Origin of the sequence: Methylorubrum salsuginis (assembly GCF_900114375.1) — a bacterium.
Taxonomy (GTDB): Bacteria; Pseudomonadota; Alphaproteobacteria; order Rhizobiales; family Beijerinckiaceae; genus Methylobacterium; species Methylobacterium salsuginis.
In genome coordinates this window covers 375,237-400,699 of record NZ_FOSV01000002.1, presented here as the reverse complement: position 1 = coordinate 400,699, position 25,463 = coordinate 375,237, and the positions used below count along the sequence as shown (strand labels likewise).

General features: G+C 69.9%; 22 protein-coding genes. 10 read left to right on the top strand and 12 right to left on the bottom strand.

Translation table 11 applies throughout. The features are described from left to right. Positions 1-162 precede the first annotated feature (162 nt). Together BM140_RS04570 and BM140_RS04565 are read left to right on the top strand one after the other, a co-directional pair. The gene (locus tag BM140_RS04570) at positions 163-378 is read left to right on the top strand and encodes a DUF3126 family protein (protein ID WP_091942730.1); all 216 of its coding nucleotides are present in this window, start codon (positions 163-165) and stop codon (positions 376-378) included. Between the two features lie 127 nt (positions 379-505). Continuing rightward, the gene (locus BM140_RS04565; protein ID WP_091942428.1) at positions 506-835 is read left to right on the top strand and encodes a DUF6949 family protein; all 330 of its coding nucleotides are present in this window, start codon (positions 506-508) and stop codon (positions 833-835) included. 18 nt (positions 836-853) lie between these two features. Here BM140_RS04565 and BM140_RS04560 read toward each other — a convergent pair whose 3' ends face one another. Continuing rightward, positions 854-1,486 carry a S24 family peptidase gene (locus BM140_RS04560; protein WP_091942426.1) on the bottom strand — a complete coding sequence of 211 codons (633 nt, stop codon included), beginning with the start codon at positions 1,484-1,486 and terminating at the stop codon, positions 854-856. A 208-nt stretch (positions 1,487-1,694) separates the two neighbouring features. Between BM140_RS04560 and BM140_RS04555 the strand changes: the two genes are divergently transcribed. The 5 genes from BM140_RS04555 to BM140_RS04535 all read left to right on the top strand — a co-directional run bounded on the left by BM140_RS04555 (position 1,695) and on the right by BM140_RS04535 (position 7,459). Then, the gene (locus tag BM140_RS04555; protein ID WP_091942424.1) at positions 1,695-2,057 is read left to right on the top strand and encodes a DUF952 domain-containing protein; all 363 of its coding nucleotides are present in this window, start codon (positions 1,695-1,697) and stop codon (positions 2,055-2,057) included. Continuing rightward, the gene (locus tag BM140_RS04550) at positions 2,054-3,130 is read left to right on the top strand and encodes a quinone-dependent dihydroorotate dehydrogenase (protein ID WP_091942422.1); all 1,077 of its coding nucleotides are present in this window, start codon (positions 2,054-2,056) and stop codon (positions 3,128-3,130) included. Before BM140_RS04555 ends, BM140_RS04550 begins: the two co-directional genes overlap by 4 nt. Before the next feature lie 380 nt (positions 3,131-3,510). Further along, complete coding sequence (locus BM140_RS04545; RefSeq protein WP_091942421.1) at positions 3,511-5,823, top strand: FdhF/YdeP family oxidoreductase; 2,313 nt, start codon at positions 3,511-3,513, stop codon at positions 5,821-5,823. Beyond that, positions 5,820-6,122: a hypothetical protein gene (locus tag BM140_RS04540; protein ID WP_091942419.1), complete on the top strand. Its 303-nt coding sequence runs from the start codon at positions 5,820-5,822 to the stop codon at positions 6,120-6,122. The genes BM140_RS04545 and BM140_RS04540 overlap by 4 nt, the downstream gene beginning before the upstream one ends. Before the next feature lie 56 nt (positions 6,123-6,178). Further along, a complete protein-coding gene (locus BM140_RS04535; RefSeq protein ID WP_091942417.1) occupies positions 6,179-7,459 on the top strand; it encodes an MFS transporter in 1,281 nt (426 codons plus the stop codon). On the opposite strand, the gene BM140_RS04530 is transcribed toward BM140_RS04535, so the two are convergent. Next, the gene (locus tag BM140_RS04530) at positions 7,453-10,086 is read right to left on the bottom strand and encodes a DNA translocase FtsK (protein WP_091942415.1); all 2,634 of its coding nucleotides are present in this window, start codon (positions 10,084-10,086) and stop codon (positions 7,453-7,455) included. The two genes, BM140_RS04535 and BM140_RS04530, sit on opposite strands and share 7 nt — an antisense overlap. Positions 10,087-10,185: 99 nt before the next feature. Between BM140_RS04530 and BM140_RS25725 the strand changes: the two genes are divergently transcribed. Then, positions 10,186-10,341 (top strand): hypothetical protein, encoded by a 156-nt coding sequence (locus tag BM140_RS25725; RefSeq protein ID WP_165616389.1) that lies wholly within the window; start codon positions 10,186-10,188, stop codon positions 10,339-10,341. Here BM140_RS25725 and BM140_RS04525 read toward each other — a convergent pair. From BM140_RS04525 to tesB, 4 genes are all read right to left on the bottom strand, one after another. Further along, positions 10,331-11,602: an outer membrane beta-barrel protein gene (locus tag BM140_RS04525; RefSeq protein WP_091942413.1), complete on the bottom strand. Its 1,272-nt coding sequence runs from the start codon at positions 11,600-11,602 to the stop codon at positions 10,331-10,333. The genes BM140_RS25725 and BM140_RS04525 overlap by 11 nt on opposite strands. Positions 11,603-12,054: 452 nt before the next feature. Further along, positions 12,055-13,557 (bottom strand): ammonium transporter, encoded by a 1,503-nt coding sequence (locus BM140_RS04520; protein ID WP_091942411.1) that lies wholly within the window; start codon positions 13,555-13,557, stop codon positions 12,055-12,057. Positions 13,558-13,646: 89 nt separating this feature from the next. After that, positions 13,647-13,985 carry a P-II family nitrogen regulator gene (locus tag BM140_RS04515; protein ID WP_091942409.1) on the bottom strand — a complete coding sequence of 113 codons (339 nt, stop codon included), beginning with the start codon at positions 13,983-13,985 and terminating at the stop codon, positions 13,647-13,649. A 379-nt stretch (positions 13,986-14,364) separates the two neighbouring features. Beyond that, entirely contained in the window at positions 14,365-15,225 is an 861-nt protein-coding gene (gene tesB / locus BM140_RS04510) for an acyl-CoA thioesterase II (protein ID WP_091942407.1), read from the bottom strand. Positions 15,226-15,345: 120 nt separating this feature from the next. On the opposite strand from tesB, the gene BM140_RS04505 reads away from it, so the two are divergent. Beyond that, positions 15,346-16,611 (top strand): FAD-dependent monooxygenase, encoded by a 1,266-nt coding sequence (locus tag BM140_RS04505; RefSeq protein ID WP_207549425.1) that lies wholly within the window; start codon positions 15,346-15,348, stop codon positions 16,609-16,611. A gap of 122 nt (positions 16,612-16,733) precedes the next feature. Here BM140_RS04505 and ppa read toward each other — a convergent pair whose 3' ends face one another. Beyond that, positions 16,734-17,273, bottom strand: a complete 540-nt coding sequence (gene ppa, locus BM140_RS04500; RefSeq protein ID WP_091942405.1) for an inorganic diphosphatase — start codon at positions 17,271-17,273, stop codon at positions 16,734-16,736. Between the two features lie 157 nt (positions 17,274-17,430). Next, positions 17,431-17,937 (bottom strand): GNAT family N-acetyltransferase, encoded by a 507-nt coding sequence (locus BM140_RS04495; RefSeq protein WP_091942403.1) that lies wholly within the window; start codon positions 17,935-17,937, stop codon positions 17,431-17,433. 145 nt (positions 17,938-18,082) lie between these two features. Here BM140_RS04495 and BM140_RS04490 point away from each other — a divergent pair, with 145 nt between their 5' ends. Further along, entirely contained in the window at positions 18,083-18,808 is a 726-nt protein-coding gene (locus tag BM140_RS04490; RefSeq protein WP_091942401.1) for a fused DSP-PTPase phosphatase/NAD kinase-like protein, read from the top strand. 54 nt (positions 18,809-18,862) lie between these two features. Here BM140_RS04490 and lpxD read toward each other — a convergent pair whose 3' ends face one another. From lpxD to dxr, 4 genes are all read right to left on the bottom strand, one after another. Next, positions 18,863-19,921, bottom strand: coding sequence for a UDP-3-O-(3-hydroxymyristoyl)glucosamine N-acyltransferase (lpxD, locus tag BM140_RS04485; RefSeq protein ID WP_091942399.1), 1,059 nt, complete (start codon positions 19,919-19,921; stop codon positions 18,863-18,865). Positions 19,922-19,966: 45 nt separating this feature from the next. Next, on the bottom strand, positions 19,967-22,528 hold the full coding sequence (gene bamA, locus BM140_RS04480) for an outer membrane protein assembly factor BamA (RefSeq protein WP_091942397.1): 2,562 nt from the start codon (positions 22,526-22,528) through the stop codon (positions 19,967-19,969). Between the two features lie 424 nt (positions 22,529-22,952). After that, positions 22,953-24,110, bottom strand: a complete 1,158-nt coding sequence (rseP, locus tag BM140_RS04475) for an RIP metalloprotease RseP (RefSeq protein ID WP_091942395.1) — start codon at positions 24,108-24,110, stop codon at positions 22,953-22,955. A 162-nt stretch (positions 24,111-24,272) separates the two neighbouring features. Beyond that, positions 24,273-25,451 (bottom strand): 1-deoxy-D-xylulose-5-phosphate reductoisomerase, encoded by a 1,179-nt coding sequence (gene dxr, locus BM140_RS04470; RefSeq protein ID WP_091942393.1) that lies wholly within the window; start codon positions 25,449-25,451, stop codon positions 24,273-24,275. Between the last annotated feature and the right edge of the window lie 12 nt (positions 25,452-25,463).

The following is a 25,463-nucleotide window of genomic DNA, read 5'->3' as shown; positions in this document are numbered from 1 at the left end:
TCGGGGATGCGCATCCTGCGCCGCGCGGCCTTAGCCGATTCGCGGGCCGCCGTCTGCGGCGCCCGGGTTGCCTGCCCCCCCGCGATCTGGCAAGCCGCCGTCATTCCCGCGCCGCGCCTCGCGCGTCCCTGCGCGGCGCCCCCCAACAAGAAGGTCGACGGCGTGAACAAGACCGAGATCGCCAAGCTGCAGGGTTACCTGCGCCGCAAGTTCGCCAACGCCAACATCCGCGTGGTCGCGATGAAGACCGGCGATTCCGCCGAGGTGTTCATCGGCGACGAGTCGATCGGCGTGCTCGCCGACGACAAGGAGGACGGCGACGATTCCTTCACCTTCCGGATGGCGATCCTCGACATCGACCTCGAGGAAGACGCCTGAACGGGCGCTTCGGCGCCGCCCCGGCACGAGGCTGTGGGCGGCGTTAACGTTGAGGAAAGGTATTCCTTAACAGGACGTAAACGATCGGTCAGTGTGCGCGTCTCATCCTGAGAAGGAGCGTCGCGTCATGGCCCTGAGCCCGTCCTCGATCGAATCCCTCCAGGCGCTCGTGATCGGTCTCGCGCTGTCGGGGCTGATGGCGAGCGCCTTCGAATTCGCCACCAACCGGCGGGCGAGTTTCCGCCTGCTGGAGGCCGGCGGCGTCTCGACGCTCGCGGCCCTGCCGATGCTGGCCTTCGTCGCCCCCTTCATCATCCTGCGCAACACCCTGCGCGGGCGGAAGCTGGAGCGCCGCCCGATCCCGTTCGTGATGATCGCAACGATGATCGCCTGCGGCTGGGGCCTGCTCTCGGGCCATATCGCCCTCGACGTGGCGCACCGGATCGCCGGGCAGTAGCGCCGACCTGCGCCCTCCTTACTGCCGCACCCACATCACCCGGGCCATCCAGCTCACCTCGGCCAGCGGCACCGTTCGGTCCTCGTAATCCGGGTTGAGCGAGATCAGCTCGACGGTGCGGGCGGTGCGGCGGCGCAGTTCCTTGGCGAGCACCTCGCCGTTGGTGAGCCGCGCCACCACCCGGTCGCCCTTGCGCACGCTGGCGCTGGGCGAGACGATCAACACGTCGCCGTCGCGGTAGAGCGGCCTCATCGAATCGCCCTGCACTTCCAGGGCGAAGGCCCGGTCCCCGCCGAGATCGGGGAACTCGATCTCGTCCCAGCCGGGTCCACCCGCCGGCATGCCCTCGTCGGTGAAGAGGCGGCCGGAGCCCGCCTGGGTCAGGCCGATCAACGGCACCATGGTGCGCACCGGCCCCTCGCGGGAATCGATCAGGCGCAGAAAATCGTCGAGGCTGGCGCCGGTGGCGGCGAGCACTTTCGAGACCGATTCGGTCGAGGGCCAGCGCTTGCGCCCGTCCGGTCCGATCCGCTTGGAGCGGTTGAAGCTCGTGGCGTCGAGCCCGGCCCGGCGGGCGAGCCCCGAGGCGGAATAGCCGTAGCGCTCGGCCAGACGGTCGATGGCAGCCCAGATCTGCTCGTGCGACAGCATGGCCTCGGCCCCCGGGCACGCCTGCGAATGGGACAGACGGCCTAGCAATAGGAAACTAGAACCAGCCGGAATCGATTGCAATCACGGCCGCGGCGACCCGGCACTGTCGCACCGCAAGGCCTGCGGGTGAAGGCGCCGCTCCGGCCGGTTGCGATGCCGGCGGGTGCGCCTTATCGCTCCCCCGTCCGAAGGATCCGGCAGGAGCCCCATGCCCCTCGTCTACAAGATCTGCCCGCGCCCGCTCTGGCGGGAAGCCGAGGCACAAGGGGAATTTCGCGGCGCGCCGGTCGATCTCGCCGACGGCTACATCCATTTCTCCACCGCGAGCCAAGCGGCCGAGACCGCCGCACGCCACTTCGCGGCCCAGGACGACCTGCTCCTCATCGCCGTCGAGACGGACGATCTCGGCGAGGCCCTGCGCTTCGAGCCGTCCCGCGGCGGCGCGCTGTTCCCGCATCTCTACGGCGCCCTGCCCTTGAGCGCCGTACGCTCGGTCGTGGAACTGCCCCTCGGCGCGGACGGGCGCCATATCTTCCCGGATTCTTTTCCCGAAGAGGTCGCCGGCCGATGATCGAGGCGCTGTTTCCCCTCGCGCGGCCGATCCTGCACGGCCTGGACGCCGAGACCGCCCACGACCTCACCCTGCGGGGTCTGAGCCTGCTGCCGCCCCGCAGTCCGGCGCCGGACGACGCCGCCCTCGCGGTCGAGCTGTTCGGCCGCCGCTTCCCCAATCCGGTCGGGCTGGCGGCAGGCTTCGACAAGGGTGCGCGGGTCGCCGACGCAATGCTCGGCCTCGGCTTCGGCTTCGTCGAGGTCGGCGGCGTGGTGCCGCGGCCCCAGCCCGGCAATCCGCGCCCGCGGGTGTTTCGGCTCACCCGCGACCGGGCGGTCATCAACCGCTTCGGCCTCAACAGCGAGGGCCTCGACGCGGTCGCCGACCGGCTCGCGGCGCGCGCCGGACGGCCGGGGATCGTCGGCGTCAACATCGGCGCCAACAAGGACGCGTCGGATCGGATCGCCGACTACGTCGCCTGCACCGCACGGCTCGCGCCCCACGTCGCCTTCCTCACCGTCAACGTCTCCTCGCCCAACACGCCAGGCCTGCGCGACCTCCAGGGCGAGGCCTTCCTCGACGACCTGCTGGCCCGCGTCGTCGCGGCCCGCGACGCCTCCGGCGCCCGCCCGGCCATCCTCCTCAAGATCGCCCCCGACATCGCGCTGGACGGCCTCGACGCCATGAGCGCCACGGCTCTGCGCCGCGGCATCGACGGCCTCGTCGTCTCCAACACCACGATCGCCCGCCCCCCGACGCTCGCCGAGACGGTGCTGGCCGAGGAGACCGGCGGCCTCTCGGGCCGCCCCCTCTTCGCGGCCTCGACCCGGCTTCTCGCCGAGACCTTTTTGCGGGTCGGCGACCGCATTCCCCTGATCGGCGTCGGCGGCATCGATTCGGCCGAGACCGCCTGGACCAAGATCCGCGCAGGCGCGCGCCTGCTCCAGCTCTACTCGGCACTCGTCTACGAGGGGCCGGGGCTCGTCGGGACGATCAAGCGCGGTCTGGCCGATCGGCTCCGGGCGGAGCGACTGACAAGCCTCGCGCCGGCCGTCGGGCGGGATGCAGCCGACATCGCGCGAAGCCTCTGACGATCCGCGCTCCGCCTCGCAACGACGGCGCGCGGTGGAACCGTCGAGCCTTGATCAGCCGTCTCATCACAGGGGCGGCCATCGCGGCCGACCCCGCTCCGCGCACTCGGCATTTTCCTGCATTGCAGCAAAATGCCGAGCCATTCACAGTCGTTTTCTCGCGTCCGCGCCCTTTAGCTATTCGAATTATGAACAATGCATCGGAACAAGGTGGCTTAGCCCGCGCCTGAAGCATGCCTCCCCCGGCAATCGCCGCTCATCCACTCGCAAATGCGAGATGGTAATTTGCGGCATCGACATTCGAGATCGCTCCGCCGTGCGGAGCCGAAGCACCGGATGGGCGAGGCGATTTCTCCGATAACGCGAAGACCGGGCTCTCGATGGACCGTTCGCAATCCCTTCCCAAGCGCTCCTCCGCCGCAGGCGGCTGGGGCGCGCTGAAGAGCTGCGGCAAGCACCTGCTCGGCAGCCGTGCGCCGCTCTCCGGGGCCCGCGCCCTGCTCTCGGCCAACCAGCCGGATGGCTTCGACTGTCCCGGCTGCGCCTGGGGCGACCCGGCCCACGGCTCCTCGTTCGAGTTCTGCGAGAACGGCGTGAAGGCGGTGTCCTGGGAGGCCACCGACAAGCGCGCCGCCCCGCGCTTCTTTGCCAAGCACACCGTCTCGGAACTGCGCGGCTGGACCGACTACGCCCTCGAGAGCGAGGGCCGCCTGACGCATCCGATGCGCTACGACGCGGCCAGCGACACCTATCGCCCGGTGGAGTGGACGCAAGCCTTCGACGAGATCGGCGCGACGCTCCGCAGCCTCGGCAACCCGGACCGGGCCGAGTTCTACACGTCCGGCCGCGCCTCGAACGAGGCGGCTTACCTCTACCAGCTCTTCGCCCGAACCTACGGCACCAACAACTTCCCCGATTGCTCGAACATGTGCCACGAGGCCAGCGGCATCGCGCTCGTCCAGGCCATCGGCATCGGCAAGGGCACGGTGCTGCTCGAAGACTTCGAGAAGGCCGACGCGGTCTTCGTCGTCGGGCAGAATCCCGGCACCAACCATCCGCGGATGCTGGGCGACCTGCGCCGCGCCGCCGAGCGCGGCGCCCAGATCGTCGTGCTCAATCCCGTGCGCGAGCGGGGCCTGGAGCGTTTCGCCGACCCGCAGAACAGCGTCGAGATGCTGCGCGGGGCGAGCCGCCCCATCGCCAGCCACTATCTCCAGCCCAAGCCCGGCGGCGACATGGCGGCCTTCCGCGGCATTGCCAAGGTGGTCTTCGCCCGCGACGCGGCGGCGCTCAATGAGGGCAAGCCCTCGCTCCTCGATCACGCCTTCCTCTCCACCCATACGCTGGCCTTCGAGGAGTACCGCGCCGCCGTCGAGGCGACGGAATGGAGCGCGATCCTCGACCAGTCCGGCCTGACCCGCGCGGAGATCGAGGCCGCCGCCGAGGTCTATCTCAACGCCGACAAGGTGATCGCCACCTGGGCGATGGGCGTGACGCAGCACCGCCACTCGGTGGCGACGATCCGCGAGATCGCCAACGTGCTGTTCCTGCGCGGCCATGTCGGGCGGCCCGGCACCGGCCTGTGCCCGGTGCGCGGCCATTCCAACGTGCAGGGCGACCGCACCGTCGGCATCAACGAGAAGCCGCCGCTGGCTCTCATCGAGGCGCTGGAGCGCGAGTTCGGGCTCGGCATGCCGCGCAAGCACGGCCACAACGTGCTCGGCGCCATCGGCGCGATGCTCGACGGCTCGTCGAAGGCCTTCATCGGGCTGGGCGGCAACTTTTTGCGCGCCACCCCCGATACGCCGCTCGTCGCCAAGGCACTGAGCGGCTGCGAGTTGACCGTCCACATCGCGACGAAGCTGAACCACTCGCACCTCGTCCCCGGCCGCGTCTCCTACGTACTGCCCTGCCTCGGCCGCACCGAGGTGGACCGCAACAGCCAGGGCAAGGTCCAGATCGTGACCGTCGAGGATTCGATGAGCATGGTCCACGGCTCGGGCGGCATCAACAAGCCGGCCTCGCCGCATCTGCGCTCCGAGGTCGCCATCATCGCCGGCATGGCCGCCGCCACGCTCGGTTCCGAGCGGATCGACTGGCTCACGCTGGCCGACGATCACGACCGCATCCGCGACCTGATCGAGCGGACGATCCCGGGCTTCACCGGCTTCAACACGCGTGTGCGAAAACCCCGCGGCTTCATGCTGCGCAACCTCGCCTCCGAGCGCGTGTTCGAGACGGCGACGGGCCGGGCCAACTTCTCCAGCTTTCCGCTGCCGGTGGCGACCGAGCACCAGCGCGCGAGCGCGTTGGCTGAGACCTTCGTGCTCCAGACGTTCCGCAGTCACGACCAGTACAACACCACCGTCTACGGCCTGGATGATCGCTACCGCGGCGTCTACGGCGAGCGGCGCGTGGTCTTCGCCCATCCGGATGATCTCGCCGCGCTGAAGGACCGCTTCGGCGAGCGGGTCGATCTCGTCGGCGTCGGCACCGATGACGGCGTGGAGCGTCTGGCGGAGGATTTCCGCCTCGTGCCGTTCGACATGCCGCGCGGATCGCTCGCCGGCTACTATCCGGAACTCAACGTGCTGGTGCCGCTCTCGGCCTTCGGCGAGTTCTCGGACACCCCGACCTCGAAATCTGTGCTGGTGCAGGTCCGCGCCCGCGGCACGGCAGCCCAGGCCGCATGAGCGCGCCTCCCGCCGACGCCGAGACGTTTCTGGCGACGACCGACACCATTGCGGCGCTGCGCCCCGAACTGAGCCTCTTGGAATCCGGCATCCTCGCCGGGCTCCATCTCGGACTGGCGGAGGACAGCCGGAGCTTCGCCCGCGTCTTCGGCGTCGAGCACGCCCTGGTGCTGCGGGCGGTCGAGACGCTCGCGGGCGAGACGCTGGTGAGCGTGACCGGGCGCGACGCCCGGACCCAGCGCACCCGCTACACCGCGAGCGAAGTCGGGCGCAGCGTGCTGGCGGTGCTGGCAGCTTAACGCCCATTGCCGCGCGCGCGGCCCGCCGCCACCCTGTGCGGGTGGAGAGCGCCCGAATGTCGTCCCGTGAAGCGCCCGGTCAACTCGGGCGCGCACCGAGCCTGCTGACCCGGCGCTGGCGCGTCGGGCTGTTCGCCGGCCTCTACCTCTACCAGGGCACGGTAGCGGGCTTCGCGACGCTGGCGCTCGCCAACCATCTGGCCGCAGACGGTCACGGCGCGGGCGCGGTCGGTTCGCTGCTGGCGCTGATCGGCCTGCCCTGGGTGCTGCAGCCGCTGCTGTGGGGGCCGCTGCTCGACCGGGCCGCGCCGCATCCGATGGGGGCGCACCGCGTCTGGCTCGTGCGCGGCCTGTTCGGCGGCCAGATCGCGCTGTGCCTGCTGCCGTTCCTCGGCGTGCGGCCGGACCCGAGCGTGCTCGGCGCGGTGCTCCTGCTCCACAGCCTCTGCGCCTCGCTCGCGGACACGGCGACCGACCGGATGATCGTGGCCAACGTGCCGGAGGGCGAACTCGGCCGCGTCAGCGCCTGCACCCGCGCCGGCTTCGTCACCGGTTCCGCCCTCGGCGCGGCGCTGTTCGGCTGGCTGCTGCCGGAGATCGGCCTCCCCGGCACCGCCGGCTTGCTGCTGGCCCTCACCAGCACCCTCGTGCTCGCCGCCGGCCTCGTGCGCGAGCGGCCGGGCGACGCGCTGCTGTGGGTCGGGCCGCCCCCGCGCTCGATCGTCTCCGAAGCGCCCCGCGTGCTGGCCGCGCATGGGCGGGGCGTCGTCCGGGTCCTCGCCGCCTTCCGCCATCGCGCGGCGCTTCTGCTGCTGGCCCTGTGCTTCGGGATCGATTTCGTCCTGGCGCTCTTTCAGGTGCCCTTCGCGGTGGCGATGGTGCGCGACCATGGCTGGGAGGCCGGGGCGCTGTCGCAGGTGCAGGCGCTGCTGGCGTTCCTCGGCGGCACCCTGGGGGCCGGGCTCGTCGGGTTCGCCGTCGATCGGATCGGCCCCGCCCCGGCCCTGCGACGACTGTGCCTTGCCTGCGCCGCAGCCTTCGCCGTCATCGCGCTGATCGTCGTGGGCGGGTTCGAGGCGCGGGGCGGGCCGGTCATCCTCGGGCTGGCGAGCGTGGTGCCGGCGCTCCTCTACGTCGCGCTCCAGCCCACCGTGGTGCTGGCGAGCCGGGCGGAGGGCGTGTCGGCGACGCAGTTCCAGATCTTCATGGCGGCGATGAATCTCGGCGACGTCGCGGGCGCCGCGCTGGCGGGCGCCGCCGAGCGCTGGGCCTCCCCCGCCGCCACGGCCTGCGGCGTCGCTCTCGTGTTCGGGCTCGCCGCGATGCGGCGTCAGTAGTCCTGCGCCTCCGGCTCGACCAGGATCTCGCGCTTGCCCGCGTGGTTGGCGGGGCCGACGAGGCCTTCGGTCTCCATCCGCTCCATCAGCGAGGCGGCGCGGTTGTAGCCGATCTGGAGGCGGCGCTGGATGTAGGAGGTCGAGGCCTTCTTGTCGCGCATCACCACTGCGACCGCCTGCTCGTAGAGATCGCCGCCCTCGGAGCCGCCGAACTGGCCGGCATCGAACACCGCGCCGTCCGCGGAGGCCGCCGCCGCACCGCCCGAAGGCAGTTCGCTCTCGTCCGCGGTGACGGCTTCGAGATACGAGGGCCGGCCCTGGCGCTTGAGATGGGCGACCACGCTCTCGACTTCCGAATCCGAGCAGAACGGGCCGTGGACGCGGGTGGTGCGGCCACCACCCGCCATGAACAGCATGTCGCCCTGACCGAGCAGCTGCTCGGCGCCCATCTCGCCCAGGATCGTGCGCGAATCGATCTTCGAGGTGACCTGGAAGCTCATCCGGGTCGGGAAGTTCGCCTTGATCGTGCCGGTGATGACATCGACCGAGGGACGCTGCGTCGCCATGATCAGGTGGATGCCCGCCGCGCGCGCCATCTGGGCGAGACGCTGGATCGCGCCCTCGATGTCCTTGCCGGCCACCATCATCAGGTCGGCCATCTCGTCGACCACGATGACGATGTAGGGGAGGGGGTTGAGGTCCATGTCCTGGTCCTCGTAGACCGCCTCGCCGGTGGTGCGGTCGAAGCCGGTCTGGACCGTGCGGGTGATGGTCTCGCCGCGGTTGCGGGCTTCCTTCATGCGGGCATTGTAGCCGTCGATGTTGCGCACGCTGATCTTGGACATCTTCTTGTAGCGCTCCTCCATCTCGCGCACGGCCCATTTGAGGGCGATGACCGCCTTCTTGGGGTCGGTGACGACGGGGGAGAGGAGGTGCGGGATGCCGTCGTAGACCGACAGTTCCAGCATCTTGGGATCGACCATGATCAGGCGGCACTCTTCGGGCTTGAGCCGGTAGAGCAGCGACAGGATCATGGTGTTGATGGCGACCGACTTGCCCGAGCCCGTGGTGCCGGCCACCAGCAGGTGCGGCATCCGGGCGAGGTCGGCGATGATCGGCTCGCCGCCGATGTTCTTGCCCAGACACAAAGCGAGCTTGTGCTTAGTTTCGGCGAAGTCGGACGAGGCGAGCAATTCGCGCAAAAAGACCGTCTCGCGCTTCATGTTCGGCAGCTCGATGCCGATGGCGTTGCGGCCCGGCACCACGGCGACGCGGGCGGAGACGGCGGCCATCGAGCGGGCGATGTCGTCGGCGAGCGCGATCACGCGCGAGGATTTGGTGCCCGGAGCCGGCTCCAGCTCGTAGAGGGTGACGACCGGGCCGGGGCGCACGGCGAGGATGTCGCCGCGCACGCCGAAATCCTGGAGGGTGGCCTCCAGCATGGTGGCGTTCTGCTCCAGCGCCTCGGCCGAGACCTCGGAGCCCGGCGCCGCCTCGCGCGGACGGGCCAGCAGTTCGAGGGCCGGGTGCTGGTAGGCGCCGGGCTCGGGGCGGAATTCGGGGGCCGGACGCGGCCGGGCCGGCTGCGGCTGGGGCGCGGGCCGCGACACGCGCGAGACCGGGGCCTCGGTCTCGGCCGCCTCGTCGTCCTCGAGGATCGCGGCCGGGCGCGGCGGCGCGGCGGCGCGGGCGAGGGGCACGGCGGGCGGCGCCTCGTCCGCGTCGATCTCCTCGTTGTCGAACACGGGCTCGCGGCGGGCGGCAGCGGGACGCGCCGGGGCATGGGCCGCCCAGGGGGCTTCCTCGTCCTCGAAGGCGCGGCGGGCCGCGAGCGCGGGCGAAGCACCGGCATAGGCGAGCCCGTCACGACCGTCCGCCGGCGCCTTCCAGGCCTCCACCCGGTCGCGCAGCGACGCGCGACCGCGCATCACCGCATGGGCGAGCGCACCGAGGGAAAGGATGCCGAGGCTCGGCTCGTCGGCATCGTGGCGCTCTTCGTAGGCGCGGGAGGGCGGGCGGGAGACCGGGCGGGCCGGGCTGTAGGCGACCTCCTCCTCGTCCTCCGGGTCGGGCTTGGCGACGCGGCAGGCGGCGGTGAGGCTCAGGATCGCGATCGCGGCGAAGGCGAAGCCGGCAAAGGCCGCGAACGGGCCGATCAGCCGCCGGGTGCCGGCGAGCAGGGCATCGCCCGCCACGCCGCCGAGCCCGGTCGGCAGCGGCCAGCGCGCCGTCGGCGGCAGGGCGCTTGCGACCGCGCTGACGCAGAGCACGCCGAGGATCCACAGGACGAGGCGCACGCCGCCATGCGGCAGGTCGCGCTCGCGCATCAGCCGCATGCCCCACAGGGCGGGCGGCAGCGCCAGCGCGATCGAGCCGAGGCCGAGGAGTTGCATGGCCAGGTCGGCCACCACGGCGCCCGCGCGGCCGAGCACGTTGTGCGCCCGGTGGTCGGTGGCGTGGTTGAGGCTCGGATCGTCGATCGACCACGTCGCCAGCGCGACGATCAGGGCGACGGCGCCGGCAAACAGGATGAGGCCGCCGCACTCCGTCAGCCGCTTGGCCAGGAACGGCCGCAGGCTGTCGACGAACGTATCGTAGGGCGACGCGGAGCGGCGAAGGGAACGCATGCAAACTACCGGACCAATGGCAACGGTACGGTAAGGCTAACGCGACCCCGTTAACGGCGGGCTAAGCAAACGCTCCCGGAAACGAAAGAAGCCCCGGACATGATCCGGGGCTTCGATCTTCGTCTCTTCATGTGCATGGAACCCGATCTGCGATCGGCTTCCATGCGCCCGGCGGACGCCCGCCGCCCCGCCGTCGCGGGGGCCGCCGTCGATGCCGATCAGGCATCGCCGACGGAATACGCGATCAGAAGGTGAAGCCGGTCTCGAGCAGGTAGCGCTCCTGCGAGTTCTTGAGGCCGTTGCGGCCGAAGCCGGAGCCGAAGCCGAGCCCGAAATCCTTGGCGACGTCGTAGGCCTGCACCGTCGCGAACTCGCCGCGGATGAAGTAGCGGTCCCAGGTGAAGGTCGGGGTGATCGTGAACGAGAAGGCCGAGCTGCCCGGGCCGTAGAGCACGTTGGTGGCGCTGATGCCGGCGAAGTCGCCGCGGGTGCCGGACTGCTTGATGTACTCGACGCGGCCGGCGAGGCCGAAGTTCTCGTTGAACGAGTAGCCCGCGAGCAGCGCGCCGCCGTAGGTCTCGGCGCCGACGATCGGGGAGAAGTAGTTCGGCTTGGAGGCGACGTTGGTGTACTGGAAGTACGGCGTCACGATCCACGGGCCATTGGCGTAGGTCCAGTTGACGCTGACGATGCTGCTGTTCTGCAGCGAGTTGATGGTCGCGAACTGGAACCGCGGGCTGCGGGTCGAGGAGTCGAAGTCGGCGAAGTGAGTACCGCCGTTGACGCCGATCGTGTTCGAATCGTCGATCTTGTAGGTGATGAGGCCGGTCACCCAGTTGAGCTGGCCCGAGTAGAAGCCGTCGTTGACCGACAGCGACGCCGCCCACGGGCCGCTGGCGTAGTTCACCTGGACGCCCTGGTTGATGAAGTTCTCCTGGTTGAACACCAGGCCGCGGGAGATGTTCAGGTTCTGGTAGGAGAACAGCAGCTCGGAGCCGATGTTGGTGAACATCCGGCCGCCCTGGATCGACCACTCGTCGTTGATCTGCCACTTGCCGTAGGCGACCGGGACCGGGCCGAACAGCGACTCGGTCTGCTCGAACGAGGAGTAGAGCGGGAGACCGAGCGCCGGGATTGAGTACAGGCCGGTATGGACGTAGAACTGGAGCGGGCCGTCGGCCTTCTGGATCCAGGCCTGGAGGTTCGAGAAGTCGACGCGGCCGTAACGGTCCTGCTCGCCGCCGGGGGAGAGGATGCCGAAGGCGTTGGTCTGGGTGTAGGCGAAGCCGGTGATCGCGCCGCCGACATAGATGTCGCCGATGCCGGTGGTGAAGCAGGCCGGGTTCGGGTTCGCTTTGATCAGGCCGCCGAAGGCCGGGGTCGAAATCGCGGCCTTGCAATGCTCGACGGCGATGACCGGCGGCACCTTCGCCGGGAGGTCGGCGGCGAGCGCCGAGCCGCCCGTGAAGGCGGCCAGTGCGGCCACGGAGGCCTTAAGTGTCAGTCGGACGGTCATCGCGTTCAGCCCCGGTTCGTTGATACGGCCAAGGTGCCGAAGACGGCGGTGCATCGCAAAACGAAGATTGAGGCAACTGCCCAAAACATAGGCAATTGCGGCCGAGCTTCGGCGATGCCACGGAACTGTTGCCGTGGAACCACATCTGTGGCAGCCGCCGGAACGACAGCTCTGAACCGTCCTGCCTCCCGACTACCATAAGTCCCACAAGACTTGGCGCATCGGCCTGGAGTGTGACCGCCGGCCCGTCGAATCAAATCGATGCGAGGCCGAGGCCTCGAGCGTCGGCCTGCCGACGACAGCTGCCCCCCCCCCGCGCGCCCGGCACCGCCGTCTCGCCGACGGCTCTCCCCCGAACGCGAAGGGCCCCGGCGCGGGATGCGCCGGGGCCCTCTTCGACTGGCCTCGTCCCGAGCGGGAGGCTCGGGACGAGGCTCGGTCCGATCGGACGATCAGTAGTTGTAGGCGCGCTCGCCGTGATCGGCGATGTCGAGGCCCTCGCGCTCCTCTTCCTGCGTGACGCGCAGGCCGATCGTCAGGTCGACGAGCTTGTAGAGGATCGCCGAGCCGATGCCCGACCACAGGATGGTGAAGCCGACCGCCTTGGCCTGGGTGATGAGCTGGGCGGTCATGTCGTAGGCGCCGAGCACCAGCTCGCCGGGCTTGGTGGTGTAGTCCGGGATGCCGGCGCCGCCGAGATCGGGCGAGACCAGGATGCCGGTGGCGAGCGCGCCGAGGATGCCGCCGACGCAGTGGACGCCGAACACGTCGAGGGAGTCGTCGTAGCCGAGCGCGTTCTTGACGGTCGAGCACATCACGAAGCAGGCGGCACCGGCGACGAGGCCGAGGACGATCGAGCCCATCGGGCCGGCGAAGCCCGCGGCCGGGGTGACGGCGACGAGGCCGGCGATGGCGCCCGAGAGCATGCCGAGCAGCGACGGCTTACCCTTGGCGGCCCACTCGACGAACAGCCAGGACACGGCGGCGGCGGCGGTGGCCACGAAGGTGTTGATCATGGCGAGCGTGGTGGTGCCGTTGGCCTCGAGGTTCGAGCCGGCGTTGAAGCCGAACCAACCCACCCAGAGCAGCGAGGCGCCGATGGTGGTCATGGTCAGCGAGTGCGGGGCGAGCAGGTCGCGGCCGTAGCCGATGCGCTTGCCGAGCATCAGGCAGCCGACGAGGCCGGCGATACCCGCGTTGATGTGCACGACGGTGCCGCCGGCGAAGTCGAGGGCGCCCCACTTGAACAGCAGGCCGGCGTCGGCGAGCGTCGCGTCGTACTCGGCCTGGGCGGCGGCGTTGGCGGCGCCACCGGCGGCGGCGAGCTTCTTCGCGGCCTCGGCGAACACGTCCGGGCCACCCCAGTACCAGACCATGTGGGCCATCGGGAAGTAGATCAGCGTGACCCAGAGGATCGTGAACACGATCAGCGCCGAGAACTTCATCCGCTCGGCGAAGGCGCCGACGATGAGGCCGGGGGTGATCATCGCGAACGTCATCTGGAAGCAGATGTAGACGTATTCGGGGATCACGACACCGTTGGAGAAGGTGGCCGCGACCGAGTTGGCGTCGACCCCCTTAAGGAAGGCCTTGGAGAAGCCGCCGATGAAGTCGTTGAGGCCGCCGCCGTTGGTGAAGGCGAGGCTGTAGCCGTAGGCGACCCACAGGAGGCAGACGATCGAGGCGATGGCGAAGACCTGGGTCAGCACCGAGAGCATGTTCTTGGTGCGCACGAGGCCGCCGTAGAACAGCGCGAGGCCCGGCACCGTCATCAGCAGGACGAGGACCGAGGAGAGCAGCATCCAGGCGGTGTCGCCCTTGTTCGGGACGGGCGCGGCGGCCGCGGCGGCCGGAACGGCCTCGGGAGCGGGAGTCTGGGCCAGCGACGGCTCGACGAGGAGGAGGCCGAGTGCGGCCCCTCCCAGCCCGAGCGCGAGAAGGGTACGAAGTTTCATGGGACGGGAAGCTCCTGATCGCGTTCTGCGAGAGCGTTGCGAAATGTTCTTCTCAGGCGGCCGCGCGGGCCGACGAAGCGCGTGAGGCTCTAGAGGGCGTCGACGTCGGTCTCGCCGGTGCGGATGCGGACGGCCTTCTCCAGCGGCATGACGAAGATCTTGCCGTCGCCGATCTGGCCGGTGCGGGCGGCGCCCGCGATGGCGTCGATGACGCTAGTGACGAGGTCGCCGGCCACCGCCACCTCGATCTTCAGCTTGGGCAGGAAGCTCACGGCGTATTCGGCGCCGCGGTAAATCTCGGTATGACCCTTCTGCCGGCCGTAGCCCTTGACCTCGGTCACGGTCAGGCCGTGGACCCCGATCCCGGTCAGGGCGTCGCGGACCTCCTCCAACTTGAACGGCTTGATGATCGCCATCACGATTTTCATGGGCGGCGCCCCCTGATTGTTCGTTCGTGCCGGCCGCGCACCGGCCGAGACCCACCGGCTCGCAGAAGTCGGGATGACCCTGCAGCCGGGCGCCTTCATTCAAGGACCATGCCAAGCGGAACCATTTTCGATCTGGCGTTTCTGCCCAAGGGCTGAGCGCGGATCGCGCGCCGGGCGGGCAGCTGCCGGATCCGCCGTGCCCTCGATTTAGGCATACGGGCGATCACAGAGGCAATTTCGGCCGCAAAACATGCGGCCGCGCTCCGATCGGCGCTGAAACGCCTCCAAGATGAGCGTTCTTCGGATGCTGCGCAAAATCCCGCTGGGCGCCGGCATTCCGCGGTCGCGACGGCACCGCCGGCGTTTCGCCGGAAAGGATTCAGCGGCGTCGGCGGATCAGCCCTTCCTGGGCGACGGAGGCGACGAGATTCCCCGCCTCGTCGTGCAGGGTGCCCCGCGCGAACCCCCGGGCCCCGGAGGCGCTCGGCGTGTCCTGCGAATAGAGCAGCCAGGAATCGGCCCGGAACGGCCGGTGGAACCACAGGGCGTGGTCCAGGCTCGCCGACTGGATGTCCGTATCGAACACGGTGCGGCCGTGCGGGATCAGCGTGGCGTCGAGCAGCGTCATGTCGGACGCGTAGGCCAGCACGGCGCGGTGCAGCGCCGGATCGTCCGGCAGCGCCTTCGTGGTGCGCATCCAGACATGGTAGCGCCCCGGCCGCGGGGTGCGGTCGCGGTAGCGGTCGGTCTCGACCGGGCGCAGTTCGATCGGCCAGGCCTGGGTGAAGTAGGCGAGCATCGGCGCGGGCACGATGCTGCCTTCGGCCTGCGCGAGCGTCCGGGCATCGGTGAGCGCGTCGGGGCCCGGCACGTCGGGCCGCTCGGCGGCATGGTCGAAGCCGTCCTCCGGCTCGTGGAACGAGACCGACATGGCGAAGATCGCCCGGCCCTTCTGGATCGCCTTGACGCGCCGCGTGGTGAAGCTGCCGCCGTCGCGGATGCGCTCGACCTCGTAGACGATCGGCACCGCCGGGTCGCCGCCGAGAAGGAAATAGGCATGCATCGAGTGCGGCACCCGCGCCGAGATCACCGTGCGCGAGGCGGCCACGAGGCTCTGGGCCACCACCTGCCCACCGAACACCCGCGGCCATCCGATCGGCGGCGAGACGCCGCGGAACAGGTCGGTTTCCAGGCGTTCCAGGTCGAGGATCGCGAGGAGTCCGTCGACGGGATCGGGCATGGGAGCTTCCAAGACGATGAAGGACCGGCAGTGACGAGGACAGGCCGCGGCGCGGCTATCACTCGACGCGGCCCCCCGGCAAGGGCATGGGAGAGCGGTATCGCTTGAGGAGAGACGCCGATGGGCGAGATGGGTCGCCGTTCCGGGAGCCGCAGCCTGCTCGTCGCGGGCGCCGGCCTGCCCGGCCTGACGCTGGCGGTGGCGCTGAAACGGGCGCACGGCCCGGCCCTCGACCTCGCGGTCTGCGATCCCGGCCTGCCGGCCGGCGCCGCGCGCCATCGCGGGCGCGCCTATGCGGTGGCGGCGGGGCCGCGGCGGATGCTGGAGCGGCTGGGCCTTTGGGAGGCCATCGCGCCCGTGGCCGAGCCGATGCGCCGCCTCGTCATCAGCGACAGCCGCGTGGGTGATCCGGTGCGGCCGGTCTTCCTCACCTTCGGCCACGATGCCGACGCGACACCCGACGGCGAGCCCTTCGCCCACATGGTCGAGGCCGAGCCGATGGCCGCCGCTTTGTTCGAGGCCGCCCGCGCGGCCGGGGTGCGGCTGGTGTCGCAGGGCGTGCGCGCGGCCGTGCCGGAGGCTGGCGGCATCCGCGCCGCGTTCGGCGACGGCACCTCCGAGAAGGTTTCGCTCGTGGTGGCCGCGGACGGCGCCCGCTCGGCCTTGCGCGAGGCGGCCGGGATCGGCTGGGTCGGCTGGTCCTACCCGCAATCCGGCATCGTCGCGACGGTCCGGCACGAACGCGACCACGAGGGCCGGGCCTTCGAGCATTTCCTGCCGAGCGGCCCGTTCGCGATCCTGCCGCTCAAGGCCGGCGGCGACCTCGGCCACCGCTCCTCCATCGTCTGGACCGAGCGCAGCGCCGACGTGCCGGCGCTGCTGGGCGGGGACGAGGCCGAGACGCTGGCCGAGATCGAGCGGCGGTTCGGGGCGGAGCTCGGGCGGATCGCCCTGGAACACGGCCCCTCAGCGCATCCGCTGGCCTTCGGCATCGCCCGCAGCTTCCGGGCGCCACGCCTCGCGCTGCTGGGCGACGCCGCCCACGTGATCCATCCGGTGGCGGGCCAGGGGCTCAATCTCGGGCTTGCCGGAGCGGCGGCCTTGGCGGAGGCCGTGACGGAGGCCCTGCGGCTCGGGCTCGATCCGGGGACCGACGACGTGCTGAAGGCCTACGAACGGGCGCGCCGGTTCGACACGGTGGCGATGGCGGCGGCCACCGACGGGCTCAACCGGCTGTTCTCGAACGACAGCCTGCCCTTGCGGCTCACCCGCGACTTCGGCCTCGGCCTCGTCGACCGCCTGCCGGGCCTGAAGGACTTCTTCATCGGCCAAGCCGCGGGCCGGCGGGCCCAAGGCCCCCGGCTGCTCCGCGGCGAAGCGTTGTAAACGTCCGGGATCGCAAGGGGATCATCCCTTCGCCGGGGCACCGGGGCAGAGCCCCGGCTTCCCTTCGAGTCCAGGGCTGCGCCCTGGACCCACGAAAGGACTTGTCCTTTCGAAACCTGGAATCACTTGGTCTTGTTGGCCTTCTCGCGCTCGATGCCTTCGAGGATCAGGCGGTAGGCTTCGTCCTTGTCGCCCCAGCGGACGACCTTGACCCACTTGCCCGGCTCCAGATCCTTGTAGTGCTCGAAGAAGTGCTGGATCTGGTGCAGCGTGATGTCGGGCAGGTCGGTGTAGTTCTCGATCCGGTCGTAGCGCTTGGTCAGGTGGCGCGAGGGGACGGCGATGATCTTCTCGTCCTCGCCGGCATTGTCCTCCATCACCAGCACGCCGACGGGGCGCACGCTGATGATCGCGCCCGGCGCGATGGCGCGGGTGTTGGCTACCAGCACGTCGCAGGGGTCGCCGTCACCCGACAGGGTGTGTGGGATGAAGCCGTAATTGCCCGGGTAATGCATCGCCGTATAGAGGAAGCGATCGACGACGAGGGCGCCGGCCTCCTTATCCATCTCGTACTTGATCGGCTCGCCGCCGATCGGAACCTCGATGATCACGTTGACGTCGTGCGGCGGGGTCTTGCCGATCGAGATGGCGTTGATGTCCATAGCGTCTGCTTTCTAGATTTTCGGCCGCATCGGCCCGACCCGGTCGGGGACGGCAACGGTTCGCTGTCTTAGGGCGAGCGCGCGCGAAAGAAAATCGGCCGTTCGGACAGGAGCGGCCGAGTGTTGCCGCCTTGCCGTTGCCGCCTCGCCAAAGCTTTCAGGTGAAGAGGTAGGCGGTCTTCGGCAGGCTGAAGCCCGAGACGCGCTCGAACCCCTCCGGTCCCGCCACGCCGCCGAGCCTCTCGTAGAAGGCGCAGGCGCGGGCATTGTCGGCCAGCGCCCAGACGCCGATGCGGGTCAGCCCGCGGTCGATCAGGTCGTTGCGCACCGCCCGGAACAGCCGCGTGCCGAAGCCGAGCCCCTGGAACTCGGGAGCGATGTAGAGTTCGTCGATCTCGCCGTCCGCCCGGATCGTCCGCTCGCGGGCCCGGCCATAGGCGGCGTAGCCCGCGATCCGCTCGCCGAACTCCACCACGGCGAGGCCGCGCCCGCCACCGATCATCGCCCGCCATGCCGCCCCGCCCCGCCGCGCCAGGAAGCGCTCCAGCGCGACGCCGGGGATCACGCCCTGATAGGCCTCGCGCCAGGACGCGTCGAACACGCCGGCGAGGCCGGTCGCGTCGGCGGACCGGGCGCGGCGGATGCTCACCGTGTTCGTTGCCATGGCCGGCTCCGCTAAGGGAATTGCCTGGCATGATGCCGGCAAAGGTCGCGGTTCGGCAACGGGAAACGGGGGATGGACCCGCTCGCGTTGTCGGCCGAATGGCAGCCTGTTAGACGGACATTCCGTCAGGCCAGCCCCGCGTCCCGTGTTCAACCGCTTCCTTCCCCCCGAGACGCGCTACGCGCGGCGCATGGCGCGCATCGCGAAGTTCGAGAAGCCGATCGCCGGCCCCGTCTCCCGCGCCAAGGCGTGGGCGAACATGCTGCTCGTCGATCACGGCGTGTTCCGGCTGGCCTATCTCAACCGGCATCGCATCGGGACCGGCCTCGTCTGGCGCTCGGCCCAGCCGACGCCCCACCAGCTCGCCTGGTTCAAGCGCCAGGGCGTGCGCACCGTGGTCTCCCTGCGCGGCGGTCGCGAGCACGGCTCCTGGCCGCTGCAGCGGGAGGCGTGCGAGCGGCAGGGGCTGCGGCTGGTCGAGTTCGTGCTGCGCTCCCGCGAAGCGCCCTCGCGCGAGACCCTGATGGCCGCCAAGGCCTTCTTCGCCGGCATCGAGTACCCGGCGGTGATGCATTGCAAATCCGGCGCGGACCGGGCCGGGCTCGCCGCCGCCCTGTTCCTGATCCTGCACGAGGACCGCCCGGTGCGGGAGGCCCTGCGCCAGCTCTCGCCGCGCTACGGCCATTTCCGCTTCGCCAAGACCGGCATCCTCGATGCGTTCTTCGCCGCCTATCTCCGCGAGGGCGAGCCGCGCGGCCAGACCTTTCTGGACTGGGTCGAGCACAGCTACGACCCGGAGGCGCTGAAGCGGGACTTTCGCGCGGGGTTCTGGTCCGATCTCGTCGTCGATCGGTTGCTGCGAAGAGAGTGACATGCAGGGGCTCTGCCCCTGCACCCCGCCGAAGGACTTGTCCTTCGGGAACCTCTACTTTTCGTCCTTGGAATCGCTGCCGGAGCGCTCGGCCAAGCGGGCGAGCGTCGTCAGTTCGCGGAACCATGCCCGCACGGGCTTGGCCGGCGTACCGCCCCAGCGCGAGCCCGGCGGAACGTCGCGGTTGACGTTTGAGGAGCCGGCGATCTGCGAGCCCATGCCGATGCGCAGGTGGCCGACGACGCCGACCTGCCCGCCGAGCACGACATAATCCTCCAAGGTGGTCGAGCCGGAGATGCCGACGCCGGAGACGATCACGCAGTGGCGGCCGATCACCACGTTGTGGGCGATCTGCACGAGGTTGTCGATCTTGGTGCCCTCCCCGATCACCGTGTCGCGCGAGGCGCCCCGGTCGATCGTGGTGTTGGCGCCGATCTCGACATCGTCCTGGACGATCACCCGGCCGATCTGCGGCACCTTGAGATGGCCGCCCGGCCCCATGGCGAAGCCGAACCCGTCCTGGCCGATGCGGGCGCCTGGGTGAACGATGACACGGTTGCCCACCAGCGCGTGGGTCAGCGTGCTGCCCGCCCCGATCGAGCAGTCGCGGCCGATCCGGACATTCGGCCCGATCACGGCGTTGGGCCCGATCACCGAGCCCGAGCCGATTTCGGCGCCGGGACCCACGACGGCGCCGGGATCGATCCGGACGTCGTCCTCCAGCCGGGCCTGCGGATGGATGTGGGCGCCGGGAGAGATGCCGGCGGCGGCGAACAGCGAGCCCGGCCGCATCGCCTCGCCGTAGAGGCGGGCGAGCAGGCCGGCATAGGCGCGATAGGGATCGCGCAGCACGAGCGCCACCGTGCCCTCGGGCACGCGGGCGGCAAAGCGCGGCGAGACGAGGCAGGCGAGCGCCCGGGTGGCGGAGAGCGCCTCGCCGTAGCGGGCGTTGTCCATGTAGGCGATCTCGGACGGTCCCGCCGATTCGAGCGGGGCCGCGCCGGTGACGGGACGGGACGGATCGGCGCCCTCGGGCAGCGAAACGCCGCAAGCCCCGGCGACATCGCCGAGGCTCAGACCGCCTTGCGGCGTGATGAAGATGGGATCTGACATGAGACGATAACGCGGCGGCCCGCCAAGGGTCGCCGCGTCATGGGATCAGAAGCGCGAGCCGCCGGAGAAGCGGAACGCCTGGAGCTGGTCCTTGCCGACCCGGCCGAAGCCGTTGTTGATGCCCTCGTCCTTGGTCAGGGCGTAGGCGTAGTCGAAGCGGATCGGGCCCAGCGGCGAGTTCCACAGGATCGAGGCACCGACCGAGGAACGGATCGTCGCCTTGTCGCGGACGTTCACGCATTCGGGCTCGACGTTGATCGCGCCCGCGCCGAAGCTGGAATAGGTGCAGCCCGTCGGCCCCTGACCGTTGATGAAGGCATCGCCGTTCACGTTGAAGGTGCGCCGGCCGGAATAGCCGAACAGCGTACCGGCATCGGCGAAGACCGCGCCCTTCAGGCCGAGATCCTTCGGGATACCCCAGATCGGGAACTGAACTTCGACCGTGGCGCCGACATAGGTCGTGCCGCCGATGGCGTTGGAGCGGGCATCGGCGCTGCCGACGTCGCGCGGGCCGAGACCGTTCGGGGCGAAGCCGCGGACCAACGACGGGCCGAGAAAGAACTGGTCGGTGATGCGCAGCGGGTTGCCGTCGAGCGCCGAGATGTGACCGCCCTGGAGGCGGACGAAGCCGATCACGTCCTCCCAGAGTTCCTTGTAGTAACGGGCGTCGCCCGTCACGCGGAAGAACTTGGAGTCGCCGCCGATGCCGGCCACGTCGGGCTTCAGCTCGCCGTAGAAGCCGTTGGTCGGCCGCTGCAGGTTGTCGAGCGTCGAGTAGGCCAGCGTCACGCCCGCGAGCGAGGTGAGGGTCGAGCCGGTCGAGCCCTTGAGCGCGATCGAGGCCTCGCCGTCATAAGCGCAGTTCGGATAGGCCGGCAGTCCGGCCACGGAACGACCCGTCGTCGGATCGACCGCATTGGCGGGGTTCAGCTGCGTATAGCCCGGGATCGGGATCGAGCAGTCGTTGTAGGGCCGCTTGACCGTGTTCGGGATCGTCAGCTCGGTGTTGTAGAGCGAGTAGCGGAAGGTGACGCCGAAATCCTCGGTGATCGGTAGACCGACGCGGAGCTGGCCGCCGTAGACGGTCGTCTCGTAGCGCGAGTAGCGGGTCAGGTCCGAGTACTTGTAGAAGGCGTCGAAGCCGGCCGCCATGCGGTAGCCGAGGAAGTACGGCTCCGTGAACGAGAAGTCGAAGCCCTTGGCGTACTGGCCGCCCTGGGCGGCGACGCGGACGTACTGACCGCGACCGAGGAAGTTGGACTCGGAGACCGAGACCTCGCCGATGATGCCGTCCTGGGTGGAGTAGCCGCCCGCCACCGAGAACGAGCCCGTGGGCTGATCCTCAACGTCGATGTTCACGATCACGCGGTCGGGCGAGGAGCCCGGCTCGTTGGAGAAGCGGACCTTTTTGAAGAAGCCCAGGCCGTTGAGGCGGCGCTCGGCGCGGTCGACCAGCACGCGGTTGTAGGCATCGCCCTCGGTGAGGTCGAGCTCGCGGCGGATGACGTAGTCGCGGGTGCGGGTGTTGCCGCGGATATTGATGCGCTCGACGTAGACGCGCGGGCCGTCCTCGACCACGAAGCCGAGGGAGACCTGACGGGTGGCCGGGTCGCGCTGGCCGGTGGGGCGCACCTGCGCGAAGGGATGGCCCTGGCGGTTGACCTCGTTGGTCACGCCGACCAGCGACTTCTCCACGTCCTCGGCGTTGTAGACGTCGCCGACGCGGGCGCGGATCTCGCCGTCGAGGGCCTCGCGGTCGACGCCGGGGATGCGCGGATCCACGGCGACGGCGCCGACGGTGTATTGCTCACCCTCGTCCACCGTGATGGTGACGACCCAGCCGGCATCCTCGGGGGTCTCGACGTAGCGCGCATCGGCGTTGACGACGCGGAAGTCGGCATAGCCGTTCTTGAGATAGTAGCGACGCACCAGCTCCACGTCCGCCGCGATGCGGTCCGGATCGTAGACGTCGGAGGTCTTGATGAACGACAGGAAGTTCATCTGCGTCGAGGTCATCAGCCCACGCAGCGTCGATTCGGAATAGGCGCGGTTGCCGACGAAGTTGATCGAGCGGATGCCGGTCTTGTCGCCCTCGTCGATGGTGAAGACGACGTCGGAGCGGCCATTCGGGAGATCGACGAGGCGGTAGCTGACCTTGGCGGTGCCGCGGCCATAGCGCTTGTAGACGTCGCGGATGCGCTCGACATCGGCCGCGATGACCGCCTGGCTGAGGGCGCCGCGCTCCTTCGACTCGACGACGCCTTCGAGCGTGGCCTTCTCGACCTTCTTGTTGCCCTCGAAGAAGACACGGCCGACGATGCTGTTCTCGCGCACCCGCACCACGGTCGTGCCGCCGCGCGCCGAGACCTGCACGTCGGAGAAGAGGCCGGTGGAGAGGAGATTGCGCCGCGCCTCTTCGGGCGAACCGGAGGCGGTGCCGGTGACGTAGGAGCGGATCGTGCCGGAATCGACCCGCTTGTTGCCTTCAACGACGATCTGCTGGGCGTGAGCGACCTCACCGCCGAGGATCACACCGGCGGCGGTGGCGACCAGAACGATGGCCCGCTCCGCCGACTTGCGCCGGCGCTTTCCCGTCATCGACATCATGTAATCGCCCGTCTCTTTTTATCTCAGCACGGGTTCGCACCCGCGGGCCGCCGTCCTTGTCAGAGACGGGCCGCCCTCTGGTCCCAGCCACGCTTGTATCGGGATTCCCCTGCGACGCAACGCGGGGGAGGTCCGCCGTTAAGGGATTTTGGGGGGTCGTGGCCTTCGCGCCACTTAACGGCGCAGCACTTGCCCACAGGATCGTGGATCAAGGTGAATAGGGCGTAAATGCGGCCCCGATCACGGCTTTTCGGAGCGGAGCCGGATCACCGCAACACCCTGTTAACCATGGCTTCGAATCGGAAGTGGGGCCTTCATCCACGAAAAAGGCCCGGTCGAAGGACCGGGCCTTGTGGCGCTGCCGCGAGGGCGCTGCGCTGGAGCATCGTCCCGAAAGTCGGCTTCCGGCCTTCGGACCGATGCTCTAGGTTCCGCGGCTGAAGGAGGCACCGAGATTGAGGATGTCGTTCCAGGCGGCGAACAGCATCAGCATCAGCACGAAGGCCAAGCCGATGCGGAAGCCGATTTCCTGGGCGCGCTCACTCAGGGGGCGACCGCGCACCACCTCGAAGGCGTAGAACAGCAGGTGGCCGCCATCGAGCAGCGGGATCGGGAACAGGTTGAGCAGGCCGATCGAGACCGAGAGCAGCGCGATCAGCCCGATCAGGCCGCCGACGCCGCCGACGCGGGCGACCTCACCCGAGACGCGGGCGATGCCGATCGGCCCGGAGAGCTGGTCGGCGGATTCGCGGCCCGTCACCAGCTTGCCGATATAGTCGAAGGTGCGCTCGACCACGAAGTAGGTCTCGGCGACGCCGAGCTTGAGCGACTCGTAGGGGCCGTAATGCACGAGCTTGGCCGCATCGCCCCGCGGCCCGTTGATGCCGAGCCGGCCGAAGCGGTGGCGGCCGAACGGGGTGCGGTCCTCGATCTTGTCGGGCACCGCCGTCAGCGTCGTTTCCGTGCCGCCCCGATCGACGGTGACCGAGAGCGAGGAGCCGGCGGCCCCCGAGACGACGCGCTGCATCTCGCCGAAGGTCGCGATGGCCTGCCCGTCGATGGAGCGGATCACGTCGCCGGGCCGGAAGCCGGCGCGCTCGGCGGCACTGCCGGGCTGAACCGCCTCGACGCGGGCCGGCGTCTCGTAGCGGCCGTTGAGGTAGATCGCGCCCGCGAACACCGCGATGGCCAGAATGAAGTTGGCGATGGGTCCGGCGGCGACGATGGCGGCGCGCTTGGCCACCGGCTGGGCCGGGAAGCTGATCGCGCGCTCGTGCGGGTTCATCCGGGCGACGGCCTCGGGATCGGGCACGCTGGCGCCGTTGGCGTCGCCCACGAACTTGACGTAGCCGCCGAGCGGGATCGCGCACAGCTTCCAGCGGGTACCGCGCCGGTCGTTGAAGCCGACGAGTTCCGGCCCGAAGCCGATCGAGAAGGCGTTGACGCCGACGCCGCACCAGCGGCCGACGAGGAAGTGCCCCATCTCGTGGACGAAGACCACGATGGTCAGCACGAACAGGAACGGGATCACCGCGCCGAAGAAACCGGCCGCGTTGCCGCCCATGCTGCTGAGGAAATCCATTCCGGCACCCTTTTGGCCGCGATCGTCTCGTCTCCGCCCTGACAGGGCGGCCCCCCGAGCCGCAAGTCGCGGATCGTCGCACGCCGCGCGGCCCGGCGCGAGAGCTTTTGGTTATTTCGTTGCAGGCCCGGCCGGCCGCTCCCCGGCAAGCCCGAACCAGGGTTAACCGGCGGCGCGCGCCTGTGGGACCGCCTCCAGGCTCCAGGCCCGGACCTCTGCGTCGATGGCCAGCGCTTCCTCGACGTCCTCGGGCGCGCGGACATAGACCGGTGCGAAGCGCTCGCAGGCCCGCTCGACCAGTTCAGCGATGCCGTAGAAGGGGATCGCGCCGCGGATGAAGGCTGCGACCGCGATCTCGTTGGCGGCGTTCATCACGGTCGGGGCCGCGCCCCCCTCGGCCAGCGCCGCGCGGGCGACGCGCAGGCAGGGGAAGCGGGCCTCGTCAGCCGGCTCGAAGGTGAGGCTGCCCGTCGTCGCGAGATCGAGCGGGCGCCCGCGGGCGATCTCCAGCCGGTCGCCGAGGCCGAGGCAATGGGCGATCGGCACCCGCATGTCCGGCATGGCCAGGCCGGCGGTGACCGCGCCGTCGCGCCACGCGATCAGCCCGTGCACGATCGATTGCGGATGGACGATCACGTCGAGCCGGGCCGCCTCAATGCCGAAGAGGTGGTGGGCCTCGATCAGTTCCAGCCCCTTGTTCATCAGCGAGGCGGAATCGATGTTGATCTTCATGCCCATCGACCACGTCGGATGGGCGGCGGCCTCGGCGGGGCTCGCGGCGGCGATGCGCTCCTGCGCCCAGGTGCGGAACGGGCCGCCGGACGCCGTGAGCGTCATCTTGGCGATGTCGGAGACGCGGCCGTCGCCCATCGCTTGCGCGAGCGCGTTGTGCTCGGAATCGACCGGCAGGATTCTGGCGCCGTAGCGGGCGGCATCGCGCATGAAGGCGTCGCCAGCGCAGACGAGGCTCTCCTTGTTGGCGAGCGCGATCGTGCGGCCGAGCCGGAGCGCCGCGTGGGTGGGCTTGAGGCCCGCCGCCCCGCTCACCGCGGCGACGACGATGTCGGCCTCGCGGGCGACCGCCTCCAGCACCGCGTCCTCCCCCGCCCCGTTGGGGATGCCGGAACCCGTCAGCGCCTCGGCGAGCGCCGGGCCGGCGCTCTCGTCGGCGAGCGCGGCGAAGTCGGGGCGCATCTCCAGGGCGAGCTTGGCGAGCGCCGCCGCATCCTTGCCGCCGACCAGCGCGCCGACGCGGAAGCGGCCGGCATGCTGGGCGAGCAGGTCGGTGGTCGAGCGGCCGATCGATCCGGTGGCGCCGAGGACGGTGACGGTGAGGCTCACGAGAAACGTTCC